At 63.0% G+C, this 21,553-nt stretch carries 22 protein-coding genes; 14 read left to right on the forward strand and 8 right to left on the reverse strand.

Annotated features, from left to right (window positions below):
• Positions 1 to 231: 231 nt before the first annotated feature.
• Both OOT46_RS24420 and OOT46_RS24425 read left to right on the forward strand, forming a co-directional pair.
• Positions 232 to 684 carry a hypothetical protein gene (locus OOT46_RS24420; RefSeq protein WP_265406238.1) on the forward strand — a complete coding sequence of 151 codons (453 nt, stop codon included), beginning with the start codon at positions 232 to 234 and terminating at the stop codon, positions 682 to 684.
• Between the two features lie 82 nt (positions 685 to 766).
• Positions 767 to 1,951, forward strand: coding sequence for an ADP-ribosylglycohydrolase family protein (locus OOT46_RS24425; RefSeq protein ID WP_265406239.1), 1,185 nt, complete (start codon positions 767 to 769; stop codon positions 1,949 to 1,951).
• A 367-nt stretch (positions 1,952 to 2,318) separates the two neighbouring features.
• On the opposite strand, the gene OOT46_RS24430 is transcribed toward OOT46_RS24425, so the two are convergent.
• Positions 2,319 to 2,957 (reverse strand): FMN-dependent NADH-azoreductase, encoded by a 639-nt coding sequence (locus OOT46_RS24430; protein WP_265406240.1) that lies wholly within the window; start codon positions 2,955 to 2,957, stop codon positions 2,319 to 2,321.
• Positions 2,958 to 3,067: 110 nt separating this feature from the next.
• Between OOT46_RS24430 and OOT46_RS24435 the strand changes: the two genes are divergently transcribed.
• The 3 genes from OOT46_RS24435 (at position 3,068) to OOT46_RS24445 (ending at position 5,591) form a co-directional block, all read left to right on the forward strand.
• Complete coding sequence (locus OOT46_RS24435) at positions 3,068 to 3,994, forward strand: LysR substrate-binding domain-containing protein (protein WP_265406241.1); 927 nt, start codon at positions 3,068 to 3,070, stop codon at positions 3,992 to 3,994.
• Positions 3,995 to 4,132: 138 nt separating this feature from the next.
• On the forward strand, positions 4,133 to 4,549 hold the full coding sequence (locus tag OOT46_RS24440) for a DUF2946 family protein (protein WP_265406242.1): 417 nt from the start codon (positions 4,133 to 4,135) through the stop codon (positions 4,547 to 4,549).
• Between the two features lie 202 nt (positions 4,550 to 4,751).
• Complete coding sequence (locus OOT46_RS24445; RefSeq protein ID WP_265406243.1) at positions 4,752 to 5,591, forward strand: DJ-1/PfpI family protein; 840 nt, start codon at positions 4,752 to 4,754, stop codon at positions 5,589 to 5,591.
• A 45-nt stretch (positions 5,592 to 5,636) separates the two neighbouring features.
• Here the strand turns inward: OOT46_RS24445 and OOT46_RS24450 are convergent, their stop codons facing one another.
• Positions 5,637 to 6,602, reverse strand: coding sequence for an AraC family transcriptional regulator (locus OOT46_RS24450; RefSeq protein WP_265406244.1), 966 nt, complete (start codon positions 6,600 to 6,602; stop codon positions 5,637 to 5,639).
• 104 nt (positions 6,603 to 6,706) lie between these two features.
• Between OOT46_RS24450 and OOT46_RS24455 the strand changes: the two genes are divergently transcribed.
• Together OOT46_RS24455 and OOT46_RS24460 are read left to right on the forward strand one after the other, a co-directional pair.
• Positions 6,707 to 8,326: a Shedu immune nuclease family protein gene (locus OOT46_RS24455; protein ID WP_265406245.1), complete on the forward strand. Its 1,620-nt coding sequence runs from the start codon at positions 6,707 to 6,709 to the stop codon at positions 8,324 to 8,326.
• Positions 8,327 to 8,395: 69 nt separating this feature from the next.
• Positions 8,396 to 9,391 carry a hypothetical protein gene (locus OOT46_RS24460; RefSeq protein ID WP_265406246.1) on the forward strand — a complete coding sequence of 332 codons (996 nt, stop codon included), beginning with the start codon at positions 8,396 to 8,398 and terminating at the stop codon, positions 9,389 to 9,391.
• 127 nt (positions 9,392 to 9,518) lie between these two features.
• Here the strand turns inward: OOT46_RS24460 and OOT46_RS24465 are convergent, their stop codons facing one another.
• Positions 9,519 to 10,385: a sterol desaturase family protein gene (locus OOT46_RS24465; protein WP_265406247.1), complete on the reverse strand. Its 867-nt coding sequence runs from the start codon at positions 10,383 to 10,385 to the stop codon at positions 9,519 to 9,521.
• 64 nt (positions 10,386 to 10,449) lie between these two features.
• On the opposite strand from OOT46_RS24465, the gene OOT46_RS24470 reads away from it, so the two are divergent.
• Positions 10,450 to 11,076, forward strand: coding sequence for a Crp/Fnr family transcriptional regulator (locus OOT46_RS24470; RefSeq protein WP_265406248.1), 627 nt, complete (start codon positions 10,450 to 10,452; stop codon positions 11,074 to 11,076).
• A 97-nt stretch (positions 11,077 to 11,173) separates the two neighbouring features.
• Here OOT46_RS24470 and OOT46_RS24475 read toward each other — a convergent pair whose 3' ends face one another.
• The 5 genes from OOT46_RS24475 to OOT46_RS24495 form a co-directional block, all read right to left on the reverse strand.
• Positions 11,174 to 11,584, reverse strand: coding sequence for a hypothetical protein (locus OOT46_RS24475; protein WP_265406249.1), 411 nt, complete (start codon positions 11,582 to 11,584; stop codon positions 11,174 to 11,176).
• Between the two features lie 346 nt (positions 11,585 to 11,930).
• Positions 11,931 to 12,569, reverse strand: coding sequence for a DUF924 family protein (locus OOT46_RS24480; RefSeq protein ID WP_265406250.1), 639 nt, complete (start codon positions 12,567 to 12,569; stop codon positions 11,931 to 11,933).
• A gap of 309 nt (positions 12,570 to 12,878) precedes the next feature.
• Positions 12,879 to 13,253 (reverse strand): ArsR/SmtB family transcription factor, encoded by a 375-nt coding sequence (locus tag OOT46_RS24485; RefSeq protein ID WP_265406251.1) that lies wholly within the window; start codon positions 13,251 to 13,253, stop codon positions 12,879 to 12,881.
• A 114-nt stretch (positions 13,254 to 13,367) separates the two neighbouring features.
• Complete coding sequence (locus OOT46_RS24490) at positions 13,368 to 14,075, reverse strand: helix-turn-helix domain-containing protein (protein ID WP_265406252.1); 708 nt, start codon at positions 14,073 to 14,075, stop codon at positions 13,368 to 13,370.
• A 121-nt stretch (positions 14,076 to 14,196) separates the two neighbouring features.
• Positions 14,197 to 14,838: a class I SAM-dependent methyltransferase gene (locus tag OOT46_RS24495; protein WP_265406253.1), complete on the reverse strand. Its 642-nt coding sequence runs from the start codon at positions 14,836 to 14,838 to the stop codon at positions 14,197 to 14,199.
• A 224-nt stretch (positions 14,839 to 15,062) separates the two neighbouring features.
• On the opposite strand from OOT46_RS24495, the gene OOT46_RS24500 reads away from it, so the two are divergent.
• The 6 genes from OOT46_RS24500 to OOT46_RS24525 are packed head-to-tail and all read left to right on the forward strand — an operon-like array spanning position 15,063 to position 21,472.
• On the forward strand, positions 15,063 to 15,572 hold the full coding sequence (locus OOT46_RS24500; protein WP_265406254.1) for an arsenate reductase (azurin) small subunit: 510 nt from the start codon (positions 15,063 to 15,065) through the stop codon (positions 15,570 to 15,572).
• 15 nt (positions 15,573 to 15,587) lie between these two features.
• The gene (locus tag OOT46_RS24505) at positions 15,588 to 18,065 is read left to right on the forward strand and encodes an arsenate reductase (azurin) large subunit (protein WP_265406255.1); all 2,478 of its coding nucleotides are present in this window, start codon (positions 15,588 to 15,590) and stop codon (positions 18,063 to 18,065) included.
• A 19-nt stretch (positions 18,066 to 18,084) separates the two neighbouring features.
• Positions 18,085 to 18,924 (forward strand): phosphate ABC transporter substrate-binding protein, encoded by an 840-nt coding sequence (locus tag OOT46_RS24510; protein WP_265406256.1) that lies wholly within the window; start codon positions 18,085 to 18,087, stop codon positions 18,922 to 18,924.
• Entirely contained in the window at positions 18,875 to 19,750 is an 876-nt protein-coding gene (gene pstC, locus OOT46_RS24515) for a phosphate ABC transporter permease subunit PstC (RefSeq protein WP_265406257.1), read from the forward strand. Before OOT46_RS24510 ends, pstC begins: the two co-directional genes overlap by 50 nt.
• The gene (pstA, locus tag OOT46_RS24520) at positions 19,740 to 20,609 is read left to right on the forward strand and encodes a phosphate ABC transporter permease PstA (RefSeq protein ID WP_265406258.1); all 870 of its coding nucleotides are present in this window, start codon (positions 19,740 to 19,742) and stop codon (positions 20,607 to 20,609) included. The genes pstC and pstA overlap by 11 nt, the downstream gene beginning before the upstream one ends.
• Positions 20,606 to 21,472, forward strand: coding sequence for a phosphate ABC transporter ATP-binding protein (locus tag OOT46_RS24525; protein ID WP_265406259.1), 867 nt, complete (start codon positions 20,606 to 20,608; stop codon positions 21,470 to 21,472). The genes pstA and OOT46_RS24525 overlap by 4 nt, the downstream gene beginning before the upstream one ends.
• Positions 21,473 to 21,553 lie beyond the last annotated feature (81 nt).

Here is a 21,553-nt window from a genome sequence, read left to right on the forward strand (position 1 = left end):
ACTGGGAAAACCATTGTCACGGATTCAGCGATTTTTGCGCCAAATTTCCGGGTATACAACCGCGCCTGGCGACCGCAGCAAGCCTGCACGGTTCAGCCCGCACATCGCCGAGAGTTCGAGCCGCGCACGGAGACACAGGTGGGATAGACTGGCGAATCGCCTCTTTCCGAGAGGCCGTTCGAGGCTTGCCGCCGTATGCGGGGGTGAGCGGTCACGGAATGAACTCGCGCGATGGCCCTGGAACCCCGTCATCTTCGATCTGGCTCTGCCGATCCGCTCAACCCCCGGCTCACGAAGCCGGTCCCGGTGAGCGGGCGGCGCTTTGCGCTCGCCTTGGCCTGCTGGCTGCCGTCCAGTCTGGGCGCGATGAGCTCGGCGTGGGTCGCGGCCCAGCCCTTGCACAGCTTGCTTACCGGCAAGCCGGTGCAGCTCTCCGATACCTTCGGCGCCCTGGTGCTGTACGCCTGGGTGGCGCTCTTCGTCATGACCAAGGGGTGGGTGGAGGATCGCCGTGTCGCGCGGCACTGGCCCGCCTTCGGCCTTCTTTTCTGCGCGGTCTGCGCGCTCCTGATGTGGCCCCTCGCAATGGCGGTGATCCTGGTCCTGCCGACCTTGCTCCTCGGGCTCTACCTCTGCTACTTCCATCTCCGCCCCCTGGCGGCCGCAGACGCACGCAGCGATTAAAGAGCCCGCGGTCCCGAGGTCTTGCCTGTAATAAAGCCGCAAATGGGAGCGACGAGATCGTTACGGAGGAAGTAAGCAAGTCATGGCAGATCGCCGCCAGAATAGTTCATTTCTCGAGTCTATCGAGAAAGAAAGAGAGCGCCGCAGCAGCTTCCCGTGGGACATGGGATTCTTCCCTCTTTCCGATAAATTCACGGAAAATGTCCAGCCGAAAAATCCATGGCTGGCCGACTACTATTCATATCGCAGCCTCCATCACGGCGCCGGGTCGGTCGACCTGAGGAAATATATTGAAGAAAAGAATGGCGATGGCAGCATTCTGGCCGACCGCTTTCGAGGGGCGCTCCTAGGGTTGATGATCGGAGACGCCCTAGGTGTTCCTCTTGAATTTTCCCCTCGGGACAGCAAGCCGCCGGTGTCTGATATTGCTGGCGGCGGCCCCTTTGCGCTGCAGCGAGGTTTCTGGACCGACGATACAAGCATGGCTTGTTGTTTGATGTACAGCCTGCTCAAATCCAAGGGCTTTGACGCTGCGCATCAGATGCAGTGCTACTCGTACTGGTATCGCTTCGGTGCGTACAGTCCGACGGGCAAATGCTTCGATATTGGCGCAACCACACGCCAGGCAATTGAGCATTACCTTGCCAGCGGCAATCCTATGGCGGGCAGTACCAACCCAAAGGCGGCCGGAAATGGCTCTCTGATGCGTTTGGCTCCTGTGGTGTTGTTCTACTTCGGAGACTTCGAGAAGGCCGTGCACTACGCCGGACAGAGTTCGATGACAACTCATGGCGCCGTCGAAGCGGTCGATGCCTGTCGTTATTTTGCGGCGCTCATTCATGGCGCACTGGCAGGCGAAACGAAAGAGCGCCTTCTTGATGGCATTTACAGCCCAATTCAAGGATATTGGGAGCGCCACCCACTTGCGCCCGCCATCGAACGGATCGCCATGGGTTCCCACAAGGGAAAGCCACGTACCGCAATATCTTCTTCAGGCTACGTCGTGCATACGCTGGAAGCGGCGCTGTGGGCCTTCTTCCGCAATCCTGATTTCAGGTCGGGTGCGTTGGAGGCCGTCAACCTCGCAGATGATTCAGATACGGTTGGAGCCGTATTCGGTCAGTTGGCTGGCTCGTTCTACGGAGAGACCCAGATTCCAATCGAATGGATACTGAAAACGCATGCCACCCCGGGCTGTTATCATTTCATCGATGATCTCATGCCCATCCGTCGAGAAATCGAAGAAGGCATTCCGAGAGGAAATTGACTGAGCCTGAAAGTACCGGCCTGGACTGCTTCGGCGATTCGTACTGGCCCTGGGACTCCGGGACCGGGCGCACTCAGCGCTCCGTGACTTCCGGGGAAAAACTTCGGGGACTGCCTCATAGCAGCCTCCTCTTTTTCCGGGGCGATTCAGCTGGATGCGGCTGAGCGACGTGCTGAGTCGGGGAGAGCGGTGGGTCGCGCGATGGCAGCAGCCGGCTGTTTGCGTCGCCCTCGCCACGCCGACGCACTCCGAGCTGGCATGAACTCTGATGCCCAGCATCATGGATATCAAACGAGCCGGGCGGGCACTGCTCGCCCGTGCCCCTGACCCATGAGCCGACTCGAGGTGGGCCGGGCTGCCGTCGCGACTACCAACCTGTGGCCAGGGCCGCCAGCTCGGCCTCAGCCCGGGCGTACTCGGCGGCGAACACCTCGGCGTTGTCCTCGTCGCCCTCGGCCGCCACCACCTGCACGTCCTCGATACCGATGAAGCCGAGCGCCGTGCGCAGCCACGGGTCGGCATGGTTCATCGCCTCGTTGTCGCCGCCGGGCCCGAAGCCATGGCCACCGCGGGTGGTGACGATCAAGGCGCGCTTGCCGTGCACCAGCGGCCGGTATGTCAGCGCGCCGTCCTGCATCAGCATGTCCACGGTACGGTGGAAGCGCACCACCTGGTCGACCCAGGCCTTGAGTCCGCTCGGCACACTGAAGTTGTACATCGGCGTGGAGATCACCAGCAGGTCGTGACCCAGCAACTCGTCGATCAGTTCGTCGCTCAACGCGAGGTCGGCCTGCATGTGGGGCGGGCGCGGCGTCGATATCGGGTGGAAAGCTGCGGCCACCCAGGCCTCGCTGACTGCCGGCACCCAGGCCCGGCCGAGTTCTCGCCGGCGCAGCGCCGCACCCGGGCGCGCCTCGAGATACCGCTGCACGAAACCTTCCGCCAGACGGCGCGAGTGCGAACGCTCGCCCCGCGGGCTGCCGTGAATGAGCAGAACACGATTCATCTCAAACTCTCCTTGAGGTGGTAGTGAGCGCCTAATCTAGAGAGATCAACAAGCCACCACAAACGAGAATTCCTCAGCTAAGATGAATTAAGTTCATCTAAGATTTCGCCATGTTCGACACCTTGCCGATGACTGCCCTGCGCACCTTTGAAGCGTCCGCGCGCCTGCAGAGCTTCAAGGCCGCGGCCGACGAACTGGCCGTGACACCCACCGCCGTCTCACACCAGATCAAGACGCTGGAGAGCTGGCTGGGTGTGCCGCTGTTCGAGCGCCTGCCGCGCAAGGTGCGGCTGACCGAGTGCGGCGAGCGCTTGTTCAAAAGCACCCACACGGCGCTGCTCGACATCGCGCAGACGGTGGCACAACTGCGCCCGCAACCCAGCACGGGGCAGCTCACGGTGTCCACCACGCCTGCATTCGCGGCGCTGTGGCTGATCCCTCGGCTGGGCCGCTTTTATGCGTCCCACCCTGAAATCAACCTGCGGCTCGACACCCGATGCGAGGTGATCGACCTGCACCGCGATGCGAGCGTCGACCTGGTGGTGCGCTACGGCTCGGGCGACAACCCCGGCTTGCACAGCCAGCGCCTGCTGCAAGAGCGCTTCGGTGTCTACGGTGCGCCGGCACTGCTCCAGCACGCGGCGGGCCACCGACCCTCGACGCTGCTCAGCGTGTGCTGGGGCGGCTCGGTGCTGTACCGGCAGGCGTGGATGGCGTGGTGCGATGCCGCGGGAGTGGACTGGCTCGCCCATGTGCGCCTGCGCGACTACGACGAGGAAAGCTACGCCTTGCAGGCGGCCATTGCCGGGCAGGGGCTGGCGATGCTCAGCTCATTGCTGGTGTCCGACAGCGTCGCGGCTGGTTTGTTGCAGCCTTACCGGCCGGAGATCAGCGTGCCGGGAGCCGGCTACAACGCCTTGTGCGTGCCGGGGCGCGAGCGGCATCTACCGGTGCGGGCCTTTCTGGATTGGCTCAGCACCGAGGTAGATGCGGAGGCCCCGCGGTCCGCAGAGGGCAGGTCAAGCCTCCGCTCCTGATGCGGCGCGGTCTGCCGCAAGGCGCGCCTCGCCGTGCGCGCATCACGGCAGAGACGAACGCTGCCGAAGAGCCGAACCGACATCCCGACGGTCCGCTGCGGGGCCGCGTCACGTTCCCGCATTATTTGCGCTTCCATCATGCGCCACACAACCCCTCGCCGCCCCCCACTCCGCACCCTGGTGTGGCTGTGGTGCGCCGTCGCCGCATTCCTGCTGCAAGGGGCGGTGCCGCTGCTCGCAACCCTGGCGGCCGAGCAGCGGGGCTGGGCCCTCGTCGAGGTGTGCTCGGTCTATGGGGTGCGCACCGTGGTGGTGGACCAGGACGCCTCCGGCAAGGAGAAAAGCCGATTGCCTGGGCAACATGCGGGCGAGAACCGATGTTCGCTGACCTCCTTGGTCGGCAGCGTGGCGCTTGCCATGCGAACCGCCGCCGTGCACCTGCATGCACCGCCTCAGGCGCTGGTCGAACTGGACGCAGCACGACGCTCCCTGCCGCTGGACCCGAGTCGGCGTTGGCTCATGCAACGCTTGCACGCCCCACCGGTTCAAGCTTGATCCACGCAGCTTGACGAGGCCCCGGCATGCCGGGGCTTCTGTGCCTGCCTCTGCCGCGGAGCCTCGGCCGCCTTCAGCCTGGCGGGCCGCCCGTCAACACGGGCACCCAGCCATCGTTTGCACGTGCGCCCGTGCCCAGACGCCAAGCCTGCCGCGTCGAGCCATCCCGCCGTTGGAATCCCACCTCGCACCGGAGCCCTTGATGGACTCACTCAACACGATATCGCCCGCTCGACGCCGCGTCTTGTCTGCACTGGCCGTTCTTGGCGGCGGGGGACTGAGCTGCACCGCGGCGCGGGAAGCTCAGGACACATCGCCCCAACCCGTGTCCCCGTCGACGCCGACGTCCGCCACCGCCGTGCAGGTACAGATGCTCGTCCACCCCGACATGACGGCGCTTGACCTGATCGGCCCCCAGCTGATCTTCTCGACCATGGGAAACACCCAGACGCACCTCGTCTGGAAGGACCTGTCGCCCATCACCACCGACAGCGGTGTCAGGATCCTGCCCACACTGACGCTGGCAGAGGCGCCCGAATCCCCCGACATCCTGTTCGTTCCCGGGGGCCTGAAGGGCACGACGGCGATGCTCCAGGACGCCGACGTGCTGGGCTATCTCCGCACACGCGGCGCCTCGGCCCGCTGGGTCACCGGCGTCTGTACCGGCGCTCTGTTGCTCGGCGCGGCCGGCCTGCTCAAGGGCTACCGCGCGACCGCGCATTGGTACGTGCGCGACCTCTTGACCGTTTTCGACGCGACACCGGTCACTCAGCGCGTGGTGGTGGACCGGAACCGGATCACGGGCGGCGGCGTTACGTCGGGCATCGACATGGCGCTGACCGTGTCGGCGCTGCTCAAGGGCGAGCAGCAGGCACGCATCCAGGAACTCGTTTTCGAATACGCACCGGAGCCGCCCTACGCGTCCGGAACGCCCCAACTTGCAGGCGACGCCCTCACCCAGCTCGTGCTGAAGCGCAGAGAGCCTGCCATCGAGATGGCCCGCCAAGCCGCGCTGAAGGCCCGGGCCCGTTGGCCCACTTGACGCCCCGGTCGAAGCCCTTCCCGCCCGGCACCGCGACAACGCCTGCTACGCCTGCACCGGGATCCAGACCTCGGTGTGCAGGTCTTCCGGCGCGGCGGTATCGGGGGTGTTGATGCACAACTCCAGGGGCGGCGCGTCGCGCAGCTGCTGCCCGGAGGCGGGCAGCCAGTCGCGGTAGATGGCTTCCCATACCCGGTGCAAGCCGGTGTACGCGCCGATGTGGGTGAACACCGCATAACGGCCAGGCGACAGCGCCTGCCAGGCCAGCGAGCCGGTGAGCGGAAGCTCGGGCTGCGTGCAGCGCCCGCGACCGTCGGCCATCGCGTAGCCGAACACCGCGCCGGCAACGAAGCGGCAATGCGGGTCGTCCGGCCCCTTGGGATCGTCAGGCACGATGCTCACGCTGCTGCTCACGACCGGCAACAGCCCGGCCGCGCCGACGGCGGACATCAGCTCGCCAAACGCTTGCTGCGCCGCGCGCACCATCGTATGGTCGACCATGCCGCGACTGGTGGCGGTGAGGGCGACGAGGCCTTGCGGCAGGCTGGCATAACGGGTGACTTGCATCGTGAGGTTTCCTTTGCTGGAGGTAGCTTGCTGGGGCAGGCGGGAGGGGGACAGCAGGTTGGTCCACGGCGCGGCAGCGCCGCGGCGCACCGCGGTGGGGGTGGTATCGAGCTCGCGGCGCAGCGCCTTGGCCAGCGACTGCGCCGACTCATAGCCCACCGCCAGCGCGATCTCGATCACCGGCTCGTCGCCGCTGGCCAACAGGGCGCAGGCGCGCTGCAGCCGGCGCCAGGTGACGTAGCTGCCGACGCTGCAACCGACATAGGCCCGGAACATGCGATGGAAGTGGTGGCGCGACATCGCCGCGCGATCGGCCAGCGTGTTGGCATCCAAGGGCTGGTCGAGGTGGGCGTCGACGAAGGCGAGCGCGCGCGAGATCAGCGCACCGCTGCGCTCAGGCACCGCGGTGGTCTGGGGTTTGAGTTGAGGTGCGAAAGGGGCCATGCGGGCGCATTGTGGTGGCCGCCCGCATGACGGGCGTGTCCTCGTGTGCTCAAGCGAGCGGCCGGCTCCAAGGCCGCTCTCCAGCTTGCGCATCCCCCTGCCAGGTGGGCGTCGCGCATCTTGGGGCGATTCAACTTGTTGTAGTGGCGTTCCCCTCTGGAAAAGGCAAACTGGCGAGAGCAAAATCCGTCCTGCGGGGGCAAAGGGAAGCAATGAATCAAGAGCGTTTTGACCTTGATGATGACCTCGACTTTGAACTGGATGATCAATCGCAGGACATTGCCGACATCGAGGAGCAGCTTTTTGATGAGGCCGATCAGACGATTGAGCCGTGGGCATTCAATGCCAGCTTGACTGCCGCAACGATTGACGGGCGGCCTTGCGCGGAAATCTATGCACATGGGACGACACAATTCCCACGCAAAGCGCAGCATCCCTTCAGGAGGGAGCTGCTAGCCCGGGTGACAGCCAGCGAGATCGTCGCTTTCCCTCTTGTCTCTGCTCCCTATCGCCATGACTTTCTTGAGCCCAAGTATGATCCACTGAAACGCATTCGCATTCCATTTTCCTCACTTGGTATCAACGGCAGCATTCCCAAATCCGTTGAAGAGTTCGACGAACTGCTCACCGCACTCCCAACAGGTTTCACCAAATACGCCCGACTCGGCCTCGGGCTGAAGAGAGCCTACAAACTCATTCCTGAGGCGCTGGCCAGAGACGATAGGCTCTCTGAAATGCTCCTCACGGGTGGAGACACCGCGGAAATACATGGTTCGGTCTTTCACCTGGGCATCGAACGATTCGACTTGATTCGACGCTCCATCGATCGAATCACCGATCGCTCAAACGCCTACTCACTGAGAGACAGAAGGCTCCTCACCTTCAATGAGCTGCTTCATAGGGCTGACCCGACACGTTTCGGTCGAGCTGTGCCGAGGGCCAGGCCGGGGGAGATCTTCGAGTTGGTTCAGCTTCGTGGCCGCGCACAAAACCTGAGTCCGGAAGACCGTCAAGCGGCTGCATCTGTCGTTGAAGCAGATGCCGAGAAGCTGGTCAAGGAAACACCCAGGAAGTTGCTGGGCCTCAAAGCCGTCATCGAGCTGGTCACGCTCAAGGAGCTCATTGGCACGATGGAGGAGATGCTTGCCAGAAACCTGACAGAGCCCAGGTGGCAAGCCTTCTTCAAGGACAACCCCTTCATCCTCAGCTTGGCCTTTCCGCACCCCGTGATTCTGGTGGAGGACCAGGCCAGCGTTGGAGGAACACTTCTCAGCGGCAAGGGTGAAAGCGTCGCCGACTTCCTGCTGCAACAGAGATTTACAGGCGGCTTGGCCCTGATCGAGATCAAGCGCCCCTCCTCGAAGGTCTTGGAAAAGGACCCGTTTCGCGGTGATCTCTTTGCTCCACATCGAGATTTGACCAGTGCCATCGCGCAGGTTCTGGACCAAAGGACTCAGCTTCATCTCAACTTCACCCTGAAGGCTCAGGATCCGAAGCTGAAAGACACCCATATCTCATCCGTCAGCTGCGTCGTAGTCATAGGCACAACGCCCAACGGCATCGACCAGCAGAGGTCATTTGATCTTTACCGCCACTCGACCCGGGATGTTGCGATCGTGACCTTCGATGAGCTGCTGGGGAAGCTCAAAGAGATCCTTCGGTTGCTGACACCCCTGGAGCCGCCACCGGCGCAGCAAACGGCCCCCCCGGAGTCCATCGACTGATGCTAGGCTTCCCTTTTGCGATCGGGCACGGTCCCGAACTTCTACGATAACAACATGAGGAGGAGCTCCGTGCTTGCCATGACCGAAATCCGTATTCCCACCAAGCGCGTTCAGTCACTGGTATGGGATGGCGATTCACTCGTCGATTGGGTTGATGGCGGTCAGCGCTATCTGCTCGATGGCAACACTATTTCGCGGCAGGTCCGCTACGGCTTCCCTTTCGATTCCGCCGTATCCCTTGTCGGGAGCCGGTTCTCCGTGATCTACACGCGATGCGGGACCAAGGCACTGGTCCTCGATGAGGGGCGCGTTTTTCGCGAGATCAACAGAAGCTACTACCACGCGGATGCCTACGAGTACCCCATCGCCGTCTTTCGATTGCCAACGGGGAGGGAGGTTTTGGCACACTGCCCCGATGACTATTGCCGACTCGAGATCGAGGATCTTGCGACAGGGGAGGTGCTGACGAAATCCATGGTTCGGAAGCCCACTGACGTCTTTCATTCGCGTCTCGCTGCGTCGCCCGATGGCCGCTACCTTCTCAGCGCCGGCTGGGTGTGGCATCCCCTTGATTGCATCAGCGTCTACGACATCAATGCAGCGCTCGAGGACCCGACCCACCTAGATGGTAAGGGCGTAGGTATCGACGCATGGGCCGAGGAAAGCAGCGCAAGCTTTCTCCCCGACGGCCGCCTGGCTGTGGCCTTGAAAGGCGACATCGACTCGGAAGACAGCCCTACTGCGCGTGGCGAACTGATGACGTACGATCTCCGCCGTCCGAACGAACCGGCGGTTGTGGCTCCGGTCGGCAGATTGGGGACGATCATGGCCATGGGCGGCGATCACATCCTTGCTCTTTATGATCACCCCCGGTTGATCGACGTGCGTACCGGCGTCGAGTTGCAGAGTTGGCCACAGATGAGATCGGGAACTCAGGTCAGCAGCATCGTGGGGGCAGATCCACAGGTTCCGGTCGTCGCCGTCGACCCCGTGGGCCGACGCTTCGCGCTTGGAGATGCGGACGGCATCACAGTGGTTCAGGCAGAAGCCCTTTCAGAGGATTGATTCTTCCAGCTTTCAGAAGCCAGCCATCCTGCAAGAGCCGTCGTAGCTTCCACGGTCTATAGAGGCGCCGCTGGGCATCTCCGGGCACAGGCCGGTGTGCAGCTTCAAAAGCTTCGTGCACCAACCCTCACACCTCTCGCCGGAACGGCAGCCGCATCAGGCCCCGCCAGTCGGTGCTGGCGGGATAGTGTTGCGGATCGCTGACCCCGACGGCCGCTGGCTCGCGGGTTCCGCGAAACCGGAAGGTACCGAAGACCTGGTCCCACACCGGGAGGGCCGTGGCGAAGTTCTGTGCCTCCCTTGGATCGACGCTGTGGTGCCGGCGGTGCAACTCGGCCGTGCCGACCAGGTAGTTGAGCCACCCCATGCGGCCTTGCGTGTTCGCATGGGTCGCGAACGACTGCAGCTGCTGGAACAGCGCGGCCAGCAGCACCGCGTTGGCCTCGAAGCCGAGCAGCATCAGAGGCAGCACCTTCACCAACTTGAGCAGCAGCACGTTGATCGGGTGGGTCGTGAGGTTGTTGGCCACGTTCAGCGACGGGGGCCGATGGTGCACTGCATGCACCCGCCACAGCCAACCGCCCGTGTGCATCGCGCGATGTAGCCAGTAGGCGGCCAACTCAGACACCAGCAAGGCCAGCGGCGCGGCCGCCCACAAGGGCAGCGCTGCGGCCAGGCCGGCAGCCGCCGGTCGTGCGGCAAGCAGCAGCGCGAGGCTGGCAGCCAGCCAGCCGCCCAGCGTGTCGGCCAGCGCGTTCACACTGAAGAAGATGCCGTCGCGCCGCAAGGCCCGGCCGTCCGGCGCCCAATCCGCGCGATGCGGCAACCATCGCTCTGCGACCCCGAACCACACCAGCGTCAATACCAGGTGGGCTGCCAGCGCGGCCTGCCCGTTCCAGCCGCCCTGCAAGGCAGCCGTCGCATAAAGCGGGAGAATCGCCAGCCCGCCCAGATGGGCCCAGTTCCAGCCCTGTGTAACATGATCATTCGACATTGCACCGCGTTCCGCATTGTTGAAAGCGGCATGCTGGAGCGCGTTCAACGGCGACGCATTAACCATGGTTCATTGCCCCGACCCTCAGCCGCTCGTCAGTTGCCTGGCCTGCACCCCGACCGAGCTCGCGCGCCTGACGAGCTCCGACCCCGCGCTGCTGCGCCGCTGGCAGGCGCTGCCACGGCGCATCCTCGCCGCCGGCGCGAGCTTGCTGCGCACGGGAGACTTGGCCGACACGGTGTGGTTGATCGAGGCAGGCTTGGTGCGCTTCTATTTCCTGAGCCAGAACGGCATCGAGCGCAACAAGTCCTTCCATGCCGAAGGAGCCTGGATCGCAGGCAGCATGCCGCCTCTGGTCTCAGCCAGCCCCTACACCATCGAAGCACTGGAACCGTCAAGGGTGGTGGCCTTGTCGTATGTCGAGCTGAGGGCTTTGCAGCGCGAATTTCCGCTGGCGGAGCCCTTGCTGGCCGACGCACTGGCCTGTGTGTTCGCACGCCAATCGGCGCGCGAGGCACAGCTGCTGACGCAGGATGCGGCGCAGCGATACCGCCAGTTTCTCGCCGAGCAGCCCACTGTGGCGGCCCGGCTGCCGCTGCACCACGTCGCAAGCTACCTCGGCATCACGAACGTGGCGCTGTCGCGCATTCGACAGCGCCTGGGCATGGGCGATGCGCGCCGGCGCGCCTGAGGCTGAGTGCGCGAGCTTGCCGGGGGTAGGTGGTGTACGCCCGGGCTTCCTCAAGGGCGTGAGGTCAGCGCGCCGTCAGGCATTGCCATGGAGAGACTCACTGGGCCGAGACGCGCCGACCTTGGGCGTCGATGACCACCTTGCCGGCCTCCTTCGTGAAAGGACCCTGCTGGGGCGACGGCAAGAGGATGCGCCGTTTGCGGATCAACGCCACCTCGGCGAAGTGGCGCAGCTTCTCTTCGTCCGGGGCCTTGAAGCGCCCCTGACCAAATTGGTCTAGGGCGCGTCCATGTACGTGCCTGAGGTACAGCAGCGCGGCCATCAGCCGCGTGGGTGGCGCAGGACGGCCAGTATGGGCGACAAACTGCGGGCTCCAGCGCCGCTCGAAATCGTCCCAGTCGATCAACTTCGCCAGCTTCACCAGTTCGTGGCGCTGATCGATCAGATTGACCAACTCCAGGCGGAACAGCTCTTGATCACTGCGTGCTGTTGGCGGCTTCGGCCCCATTCAATCTCCCCGTCCAATTTGCAAGCTTCTCATCTCCATTAAACCGATTTCTTGCAAACCGCACCAGCGCCAAGGCGTGTCAGTTCGAGTCCGGACGCGGCGCCAGCAGGTTGTTCAGGGCCGACTCGGTAGCGCGGGGCGCTCCCTGGAGCAGTGATGGCAGCTGTAAGAGGCGGGCAAGACCTGCGACGTAGGAGCCGGAACGCACGACGCGTGCGGGATCACGGCAGCCATTACCCGGGCAGGGAGCGACCGGCCACGGCCAGTCAACCGCGGCGGGGATCTCACCAAGGAGGCCGCGCTGCGGGTTGGGATAGCGCGCAACCCTCGCTGCGATGGCCGCCGTTCAGAAGGAGCTGTTCGGTTCGGTGAGGAACACGGCTTCGCTCTCCGTCGTAGTTCGTCCCAGGACGGCATTGCGATGGGGGAAGCGCCCGAACCGCTCCACGATCTCTAGGTGGCGTCGCGCGTACCCGTAGCTCATCTCGAAAAACTGCAGGTTGTGGGGCGACTTCACCTTGGCGGCGTCGCGCAATTCTCCAAACAGGGCAAGCATCTGCTGTTGATCTTCGACCCGCTCAGAGTGCATCAGCGGCGTGTACAGGAACATCGCATAAGCAAGCGGCAGCTCACGATGAACCGACGTCTCCAGTGTGCCAAGCGTGAGGACGCGGGCGAGCTCGTCGGTCGCGTACATCTTCGGGAGGCCTCGAAACATGTGACGAGGAAACTGGTCCAGCACCAGGATCGCGCCGAGGCGGTCACGCACCGCGCCGGGCTGCCAGCCATCCTGCAGCAACTGCTGCAGCTCGCCATAGAGGCCGGAGTACCGCTCCCGAATATAAGAATCGACCTCGGGCTGCTTCGCATTCCAGCGCAGGAAGGCCGGATGTTGGGGCCCCAGCTGCGTACTGTCGTCCACATCGGCGAACCAGTAGTCGAGGACGTCGGAACCCAGCGCCCCTTCAATTTCGGTCCTTGTCATTCCCAGCAACTCCCTGCGATGGTGGAGATCTGCAGGACCACGTGCCAGTGGGGATGCACCGCGGCCCACCCCCTGCACTCTGCGACTTGTCGATTGCGTCAAGCTAGAGCAGCGGGGACCGAATTTCTCGCCGGCACCCGCCGAGCGCATTTTCGCTCGTAAGACGCGAGATTGCGGCGCCAAGGCCGCATGCGGCACTCGACAATTCTTCGACCTTACCCACCGCTCTTGACGGGCAGCGCCCGGGACAGGCGTCGATGACGCGACACAGGGCGCCTTCGCAATTTCTTGGGTCCCCAACCTTCCGCCCTATTCCCGACGCCGCCGGTCCTCTGGGCCGTCGCCCGCCACCGCTGCTTCGATCTCCTGGCAGTCCTCCCGTATCCCTCCGGTACACGGACGCCCTCCGCAACAATGCGCCGTCAAATAGGCGACAACGCAATTCATGTGCTCCAACGAAGCACGGTAGATCAGAAAACGACCACACCGTTCCTGGCTCACAAGCTGCGCGTGCACGAGCTCTTTCAAGTGGAAAGACAGTGTCGGAGACGGCACGCCGAGGCATTCGCTCAGCGAACTTGGCACGACGCCGCAGCCACCGGCCGCCACAAGAGTCCGGAATACGCGCAGGCGTATCGGTTGAGCTAGCGCGGCCAGCGCCCGTACAACTAGTGCTTCTTCCATGGCTGTCCTGGCACCAAGAACCAGCTCCTGTCGCCACGCCGAGTGGCGAGACGCGGATGAACTTGACTGAGTGCGAACGGTTGCAGAGCTCTGATCAGCAACCGGGCGCCCGGGCTACTGGAGCAGCTGGATCTGCGCCGCTTTGGCGACCGCTTGGGTTCGATTCACAACATTCAGCTTACGGTAAATATTCTGCAGGTGGAATTTCACCGTGCGCTCTGAAATGCCGACGATCAACCCCGTCTCCCAGCAGCCTTTGCCTTCAGCCGTCCAATGAAGGACCTCGCGCTCTCTGGGGGTTAGGTAAGCAGCGGTCAACTCGCCGTGCTGGCTGCCAAGCCGTTGCATGGCGGTGTTCACGTAGGGCAGCAGCGTCTTCAAGAGGGCCAACAGCTCGTCCGGGCTGCGCTCCTTCGTGCTGGAGACCATGCACAACGGAGGCTCGCCGACCTTATGGCTGTGGCAAACGACAACCCGGCGGTTGCAGGGATCGCTCGCATCCCCGGACGAAACGCCGGCGCTTCCCGCGTTAGCGCAGCCAGACGCCTTCGCGGAGCCCGCACATGGCGACAGCGGCAGAACGGCCGGCTCATCGGATAACGATAGGACAGGAGCGAAGTTGCTACATCGATAGGGGAGCGATTCCTCTTGCTCCCCGCCGCACCGCCCAATGACCATCTCGTCAAGATTCAGCACGTCGCGAGCCAGCTGCCGCAGCGAGTCGTAGAAGGACTTGCGCTCCGACAGTCTGCTGCTTGCAGCGACGAAATTCAGAATCTCGTGAAAGGCGGACTCGGAGAGCTGGACGACAGAGTCATTCATGTTCTCATCCCTGAAGTGATCCATCCGCCAGCCGGCCGTCAACGTACTGCTATTCGAGACAACACACTGTCGAACTCTTACAGATAGACAAGCAGCTGCTGCAAATGAAGCACTGTTGATCTTACAACTCGTATGGCTTGCTGCCTACTGCGCAAGTCCCCCGGGAAATAGGGCCTTGCGCAATCGAGGCCTGGAAACTGCGGCAGTTCTCGAAGCCGACACGTTGCAGAGCCTCGACCACCTCCTCCGGCGAGTAGAGCGTGAAGACACCGGTTTTGGTCATCGCGACGGCGGCCATCTCCTCGCGGTCGCCGATATACACGGCGACCCGCGCGCCAGGCCGCGCGACGCGGAACATCTCAGTCAGCTCTACCTGAGGCGCCTGCCAAAAGTACATGACGTTGACGCAATAGATCCTATCGAACGTGTTTTCCGGATAGGGCAACTGTGCAGCGTCCCCAATACGCAAGTGGACTTTGCCTCCGGCGACACCGGCGCGGTTACGGCGCGCGGCCTGCCTCAGCATCGCGTTCGATAGGTCAATGCCAGACACCCGGCCCGAGCCAAGCATTCGCTCAATCTGCTGAATAGCGCGTCCCGGCCCAAAGCCAATCTCCAGAACCAGGCTCTCAGGCTGAATGTCGAGTAGGGAAATCACCCAGTCGTTCACACCTTGATTGACGCGGCCCATGCCGAGACCGAAGAGACGCCCAAGCAGACCGGATGGCCGTCGCGCCTGCTGAGCCAATACGTGAGCAATCATCTTCCCTCCGCACATTCTCGGTGCACCGGGGACATTTACGGACGCACACCCTGACGCGTCCGGTTTGCCCATCAGAGGGCAGCCTCCAAATCGCGTCAACCTGTACCGGCAGACAGGTAAAAGCTGCTTCAAAAACGAAACCGCGGCCCCCATGATCGCATTATCGAATGTTGAAAACGCATATAGAGGCTTCCAAACCTATCGAAATCTCAGGGAGTAGAAGGATGGCGCCACATCAGAACCGACGCGGTTTTCTGAAGTCGACCGCTACCGGAGTAACCCTTGCCAGCTGCGCCGCCGCTGGAGCTCAGCCCCACCCACCGGGGACGGCGCGGCCTGCCGGCTCTTATTCGCCCCTCTCCGTCGCCCACCTTCAGCAACTCGAGGACGGAGCAAGCCGCGCATTCAACTATCCGGACCCTGAATCCCCGTGCCTTCTGCTCAAAATGGGGAAACCGATCCGGGGTGGCATCGGCCCGAATCTAGATATTATCGCCTTCAGCGCTCTATGTACCCATATGGGCTGCCCGGTGAGCTACAACAACGCGACGCGCACCATCGATTGCCCCTGCCATTTCTCCATGTTCGATCCGGAATTCGGCGGCCAAATGATTTGCGGCCAAGCGACCGAAAACCTTCCCCAAATACAGCTTGCCTTCGACGAAAAGAGCGGCCGCATCAGCGCTGTGGGAATCCATGGGCATCTTTATGGGCGCGTGTCCAACCTGCTTTGAACGGAGGAGCGACCGATGACCGGGTTAGACCGCATCCCCCTTGCCCCCGTGGACGCACAGCAGACACCCATGACCTGCCATTTCTGCATCGTGGGCTGCGGCTACACGGTCTACAAGTGGAGCTCGGACTCCGAAGGCGGTCGCAAGCCCGAGGACAACGCCTTGGGGATCGACTTCCGCAAGCAAGCGCCACCAATGGCCACGACGCTGACCCCGGCGATGAGCAACACGATCGTGGAACGCGACGGGAGACGCTCGCATGTCTTGATCCTGCCCGACCGCAACTGCGACGTAAACGGCGGGCTCAGTTCCACCCGCGGCGGCAAGCTGGCGACCTACCTCTACCGTTCCGATGGTGTCACCCGCGAGCGCTTGCTGTATCCCGAGCTGTACCAGGGAAGTCATTGGCGAGCCACGACGTGGCAGGTCGCGCTAGACGTCTACGCACGGGTGCTGAAGCACGTTCTGGACGAAGACGGCCCGGCCGCGGTCTTCTTCTCGGCCTTCGACCATGGCGGCGCGGGCGGTGGCTTTGAAAACACCTGGGGCACCGGGAAGCTGATGTTCTCGGCGATCCAAACCCCGGCGGTACGCATCCACAACCGCCCTGCCTACAACTCCGAATGTCACGCGACCCGGGAAATGGGGATCTCGGAGCTGAACAACAGCTACGAGGATGCCCAGCTTGCCGACGTCGTCTGGTCCATCGGCAACAATCCCTACGAGACCCAGACCAACTACTTCCTCAATCACTGGCTACCCAACCTCCGCGGGCTCACGGTGGACAAGAAGCAGCAGTGGTTCGCTGACGAGGCCGTCGGCCCCGGCAAGTTCGTCTTCGTGGACCCCCGGCGCACCAGCACCATCGCGATTTCTCAACACGTAGCGCCGAACCGCGTCCTTCACCTTGACATACAACCTGGCACTGACATTGCGCTGTTCAACGGGTTGCTCACCTATGTCGTCGAGCAAGGCTGGATCGACCATCGCTTCATCGCGGAGCACACGCGCGGTTTCGCCGAAGCCGTCCTGGCCAATCAGCTGCCTCTCGAAGAGTGCGCTCGGATCACCGGCATCTCGGTCGACAAGCTCAAGCAGGCTGCGGCGTGGAGCTACGCGCCCAAGAGGAGCGGACACCGCCCCCGCACCATGCACGCCTACGAAAAGGGCGTCATCTGGGGCAACGACAACTACTTGATCCAGTCGGCCTTGGTGGATCTGGTGCTCGCCACTCACAACGTTGTTCGCCGCGGTACCGGCGTCGTCCGCATGGGGGGCCACCAGGAAGGCTATGCGCGACCGCCCCACCCCACCGGCGAAAAGATCCACGTCGACCAGGAACTGGTGGCTGGCCGCGGTCGGATGATGACTTGGTGGGCGTGCAACAACTTCCAGACCACGAACAACGCCCGGCACCTGCGGAAGGTCGTCCTGGAGCGCTCCCAAATTGTGAAAACCCGCCTGTCGACGATGGGCAGCGCCCCGGCCAGTGAGCTGGCCGACGCCATCTACGAAGCCACGCGCCGTGGCGGTCTTTTTGTCACCAACATCAACCTGTATCCCACTCAACTCAAGGACGCAGCTCACCTGATGCTGCCGGCTGCTCAGCCGGGGGAAATGAACTTGACCTCGATGAACGGCGAACGGCGACTGCGCCTCTCACAGAAGTTCATGGACCCTCCGGGCGAGGCAAGGCCCGACTGCTTGATCGCGGCTGGAATTGCCAACCGAACCAGAGAGCTCTATGTTCAGGACGGCAACAGCGCTATGGAACGACGCTTCTCCGGGTTCGAGTGGCGCAATGAAGAAGACGCGTTCAACGACGGATTTCGGCGCGCAGGGCGCCCTGGTGCGCCATTGATCGACAGCCAAGGTGGTGCCACCGGCCACTTGGCCACCTACGAGCGGCTCCGCGCTGCCGGAAACAACGGAGTCCAGTTGCCCATCCGTGAAGTCAAGAACGGGCGCCTGATTGGCACGCCCACTCTGTACGCCGACTACCAGTTCGACACTTTGGACGGCCGGGCCGTCTTCAAGCCCTCACCGTGGCCCGGCCTTCCCTCCGTGGTGGAGAAGCAGCGCGCCAAACACCGCTTCTGGATCAACAACGGGCGCGCCAACGAGGTATGGCAGACCGCCTATCACGATCAGTACAACGCCTTCGTCAAGGACAGGTACCCCCTGGCCTACCTGGAGATCAACCCGCTCGACGCAAGGGAACTGAGTGTCGCGGCCGGCGACATCGTCGAAGTGTTCAACGACTATGGCGCCACATGCGCGATGGCCTACCCGGTCGCGGACATGAAGCGCAGTCACACCTTCATGTTGTTTGGGCAAGCCCAAGGAACTGCGGGCGACGTGACGTCGGACTGGACCGACCGCAACTTAATCCCGTACTACAAGGGTGCGTGGGCGAGCATCCGCCGAGTGGGCAGCATCAGCGAATACCAGTCCCTCACCTCCTTCAAACCGCGCAATTTCGGCGCAGCTTGATGAACTTCAGGAGCGTTGCATGAGCTCAAAGCGAAGCGCTGGCTCCGCCCTGACGGGTGCCTGCCTTGCCATGCTGTGCCTACTCGGCCTGCCTGCCGCATCCGTGGACAAGACAAAACTGGTGCTCACCGGATCAAGCACCGTTGCTCCGCTCGCCGCGGAGATCGGAAAGCGGTTCGAGAAGCAGAACCCGGGCGTTCAGGTCGACGTGCAATCCGGCGGATCCTCCCGGGGCATCAGCGACGCGCGACAGGGGCTGGCCGACATCGGAATGATCTCTCGAGACCTGAAGGGTGACGAGCACGACCTGCAGAGCTTCCCGATCGCCTTCGACGGCGTCTGCATGATCGTTCACAAGTCCAACCCGATCCAAACCTTGTCCAAGGATCAGATCGTTGCGATGTACACCGGTCGCATCACGAACTGGAGTGCAGTAGGAGGGGCTGACCGCAAGATCAGTGTGGTGAACAAGGCAGAGGGTCGCTCAACGCTCGAACTGTTCCTCCATCACACCGGCCTCACGAACCGCCAGATCAAAGCGCAGGTTGTGATAGGCGACAACGAACAGGGCATCAAGACTGTGCTCGGCAACCCGGGTGCGATTGCCTATGTGTCGATCGGCTCGGCGGAGTTCAGCGCAGAACAAGGACTTTCCCTCAAGCTCCTGCCCATGAACGGCGTCGCCGCGACGACGGCCAACGTCAAGGACCGGCGTTTCCCCCTCACGCGCGTGCTGAACCTGGTCACGAAAAACCAGCCCTCCGGGTTGAGCAAGCGATTCATCGACTTTGCCCGATCGGATGCGGTCCATGATCTCGTCAAAGACCAGTACTTTGTACCTCTCTCCGCCACGAAGTGACCTGTGGCTGGTGGTGGGCCTGCGCGTGCTCGCGGCATTCGCGGTTGCCCTGCTGACCATCATCATCTGGTGTCTGCTTAGCGACGCGTGGAATGTCTTTGCCGAGGTGGGAGTTGCTCGCCTCGCAATGGATGACGACTGGCACCCGACGGAGAACAGATTCGGCCTCGCACCAATGGCCATCGCTTCGGTCGCTTCAGCCGTAGGCTCCGTCGTGGTGGCAGCGCCCATGGGCGTAGGTGCCGCGATCTGGTGCAGGTTCCATTCTGGCCCCAGAGTCAGCCGTGCATTCCGGCAGATGCTGGCTCTGTTCGCCGGCGTGCCCTCGGTGATTTTTGGCTTCTGGGGGCTGACGACCCTGGTCCCGTTGATCGCCAGAACGCACCCACCCGGCGCCAGCTTACTCGCCGGCAGCCTCGTCCTCGCGATGATGATCTTGCCAACCATCGCGCTCACCAGCCACTCGGCACTCGAAGCCGTCCCTTCGTCATACCTGGCGGCCGGCCATGCTCTCGGCCTTCGACACGGTACCATCGTGGTGAGGGTCGCACTCGTCGCAGCCCGACATGGCATCTTGGTAGGCGTGATCCTGTCGCTCGGTCGTGCCCTCGGCGAGACCATGGCGATGCTGATGGTCAGCGGCAATGTCGTGCAGGTGCCGAGCAGTGTCTACGACTCCGTTCGCTCATTGGCATCGAACATCGCCCTGGAGATGGCGTACGCCGCCGGTATCCATCGCTCAGCCCTCTACGCCTGCGGCCTCGCCTTGATTGCCGTCGTGGCGCTCACCACGGTGCTCTCTGATCGGATCCTGCATGCGCGATGACTCCTCCAAGTCCTGGAAGCCCACGGCTCTTCGCACTGTCTCGGAATGGTGGAGTTATCCGGCCGCAGCCTGCTGTGTCCTGGTCTTCTTCATCCTGCTCATCCCGCTTGTCGTAAAAGCCTGGCCGCACTTGTCCTGGTCTTTCCTCGTTGAGGCGCCTACGCGCAGCGGTCGGTCGGGCGGTGTCCTGCCGGTGCTGGTGTCCACCTTGCTTCTGCTCGGGGTCGCGATGGCCGTAGCCACCCCAACCGGATTGGCGGCGGCCATTCTGTTGAGCGAGGTGACTCAGAAGCGCAACCTCCTGGCACGCTGCGTCGGCATCTCGCTGGACGTTCTCGCCGGGGTTCCTTCCATTGTTTACGGACTGTTCGGCAACGCCTTCTTCTGCATCTACCTGGGGCTGGGCTTCTCCATCCTATCGGGGGGCTTGACGCTCGCTTGCATGGTGCTCCCCATCTTCGTCCGCACCGTCGAAGCGGGCCTGGTCGCCGTTCAGGACGACTGGAAGCTGGGCGCCGCCGCGCTCGGCATGTCGAAGTGGAGCACGCTCGTCCACATTCTCCTGCCGGCTGCAGCCCCCGCCATCGCCGTTGGGCTGGTGCTGGGCACTGGAAGAGCGCTCGCAGAAACGGCCGCTCTCGTCTATACGAGCGGCTACGTCGATCGCATGCCGTCGTCCCTGCTCGATTCCGGCCGTTCCCTGTCCGTGCACATCTACGACCTCTCGATGAACATCCCTGGCGCGGAACACAACGCCTATGCAGCCGCGCTGGTGCTGATATCTCTGCTGCTGCTGATCAACGGCAGCGCGTCTTGGCTCACCGAGCGCTTGCTCCACCAGAGGATCAAACGATCATGAACCTGCTCGCCGACGTGTCCGCGCCTCAGTTCCGTTGCGATAGACGACGCACCCTGTTTGATGCAGACATCCGATCGCGCCTCTCGCTCGCGCCCGAGCTCCCAGCCTTTACAGTCGAGGGACTCACGGTGTCCTATGCCGATCGGCCGGTTCTCAAAGATGTTACCGTCGACATCGCCGCTGGGCACATCACCGCTCTGATTGGCCCATCGGGATGCGGCAAGACCACCTTTCTTTCCTGCCTGAACCGCATGATCGATCTGGTCACATGCAGCGCAGTGTCGGGACGGGTGCTGATGCAGGGGGCCGATCTTTACTCGGGTGCAGTCGTCCCCTTGATGCTACGGCGGCATGTAGGGATGGTGTTTCAAAAGCCCAATCCATTTCCGCTCTCGATCCGCAAAAACCTGGAAATGCCCTTGCGCGAGTTGGGCCTGCACAGGCGCGCAGAGCTGGACGATCGCATTGAGCGCGTGCTGACAGATGTGGGACTTTGGAAGGAAGTGAAGGACCAGCTCAACAAATCGGCATTGGCGCTCTCGGGAGGCCAACAGCAACGACTGTGCATCGCGCGGGCCCTTGCGCTGTCTCCCTCTGCCGTCCTCTTGGACGAGCCCTGCAGCGCGCTGGATCCCCTTTCCTCCGGCGCCGTCGAAGACCTGATCGTGCAATTGAGGGGTCGCTATACGGTCGTCGTCGTCACACACAACCTGGCGCAGGCGCGCAGGATCGCGGACGAGGTCGGCCTGTTCTGGGTGCAGGACGGCTGCGGGTTCTTGATTGAGTTCGGCACATCGCGCCAGGTATTCACCGCTCCCCAACATCGGCTCACCTGCGAGTACATCTGCGGAATGCGAGGGTGACCGCCGGCCGAGCTGCACACTGCACAGCCGTACAGTGTTGCGCCCCCTCTCCCAGCCCTAGATTTTGCAAGCGGCCGCGGG

The organism is Aquabacterium sp. A7-Y (assembly GCF_026153205.1).
Lineage (GTDB): Bacteria > Pseudomonadota > Gammaproteobacteria > Burkholderiales > Burkholderiaceae_C > Caldimonas.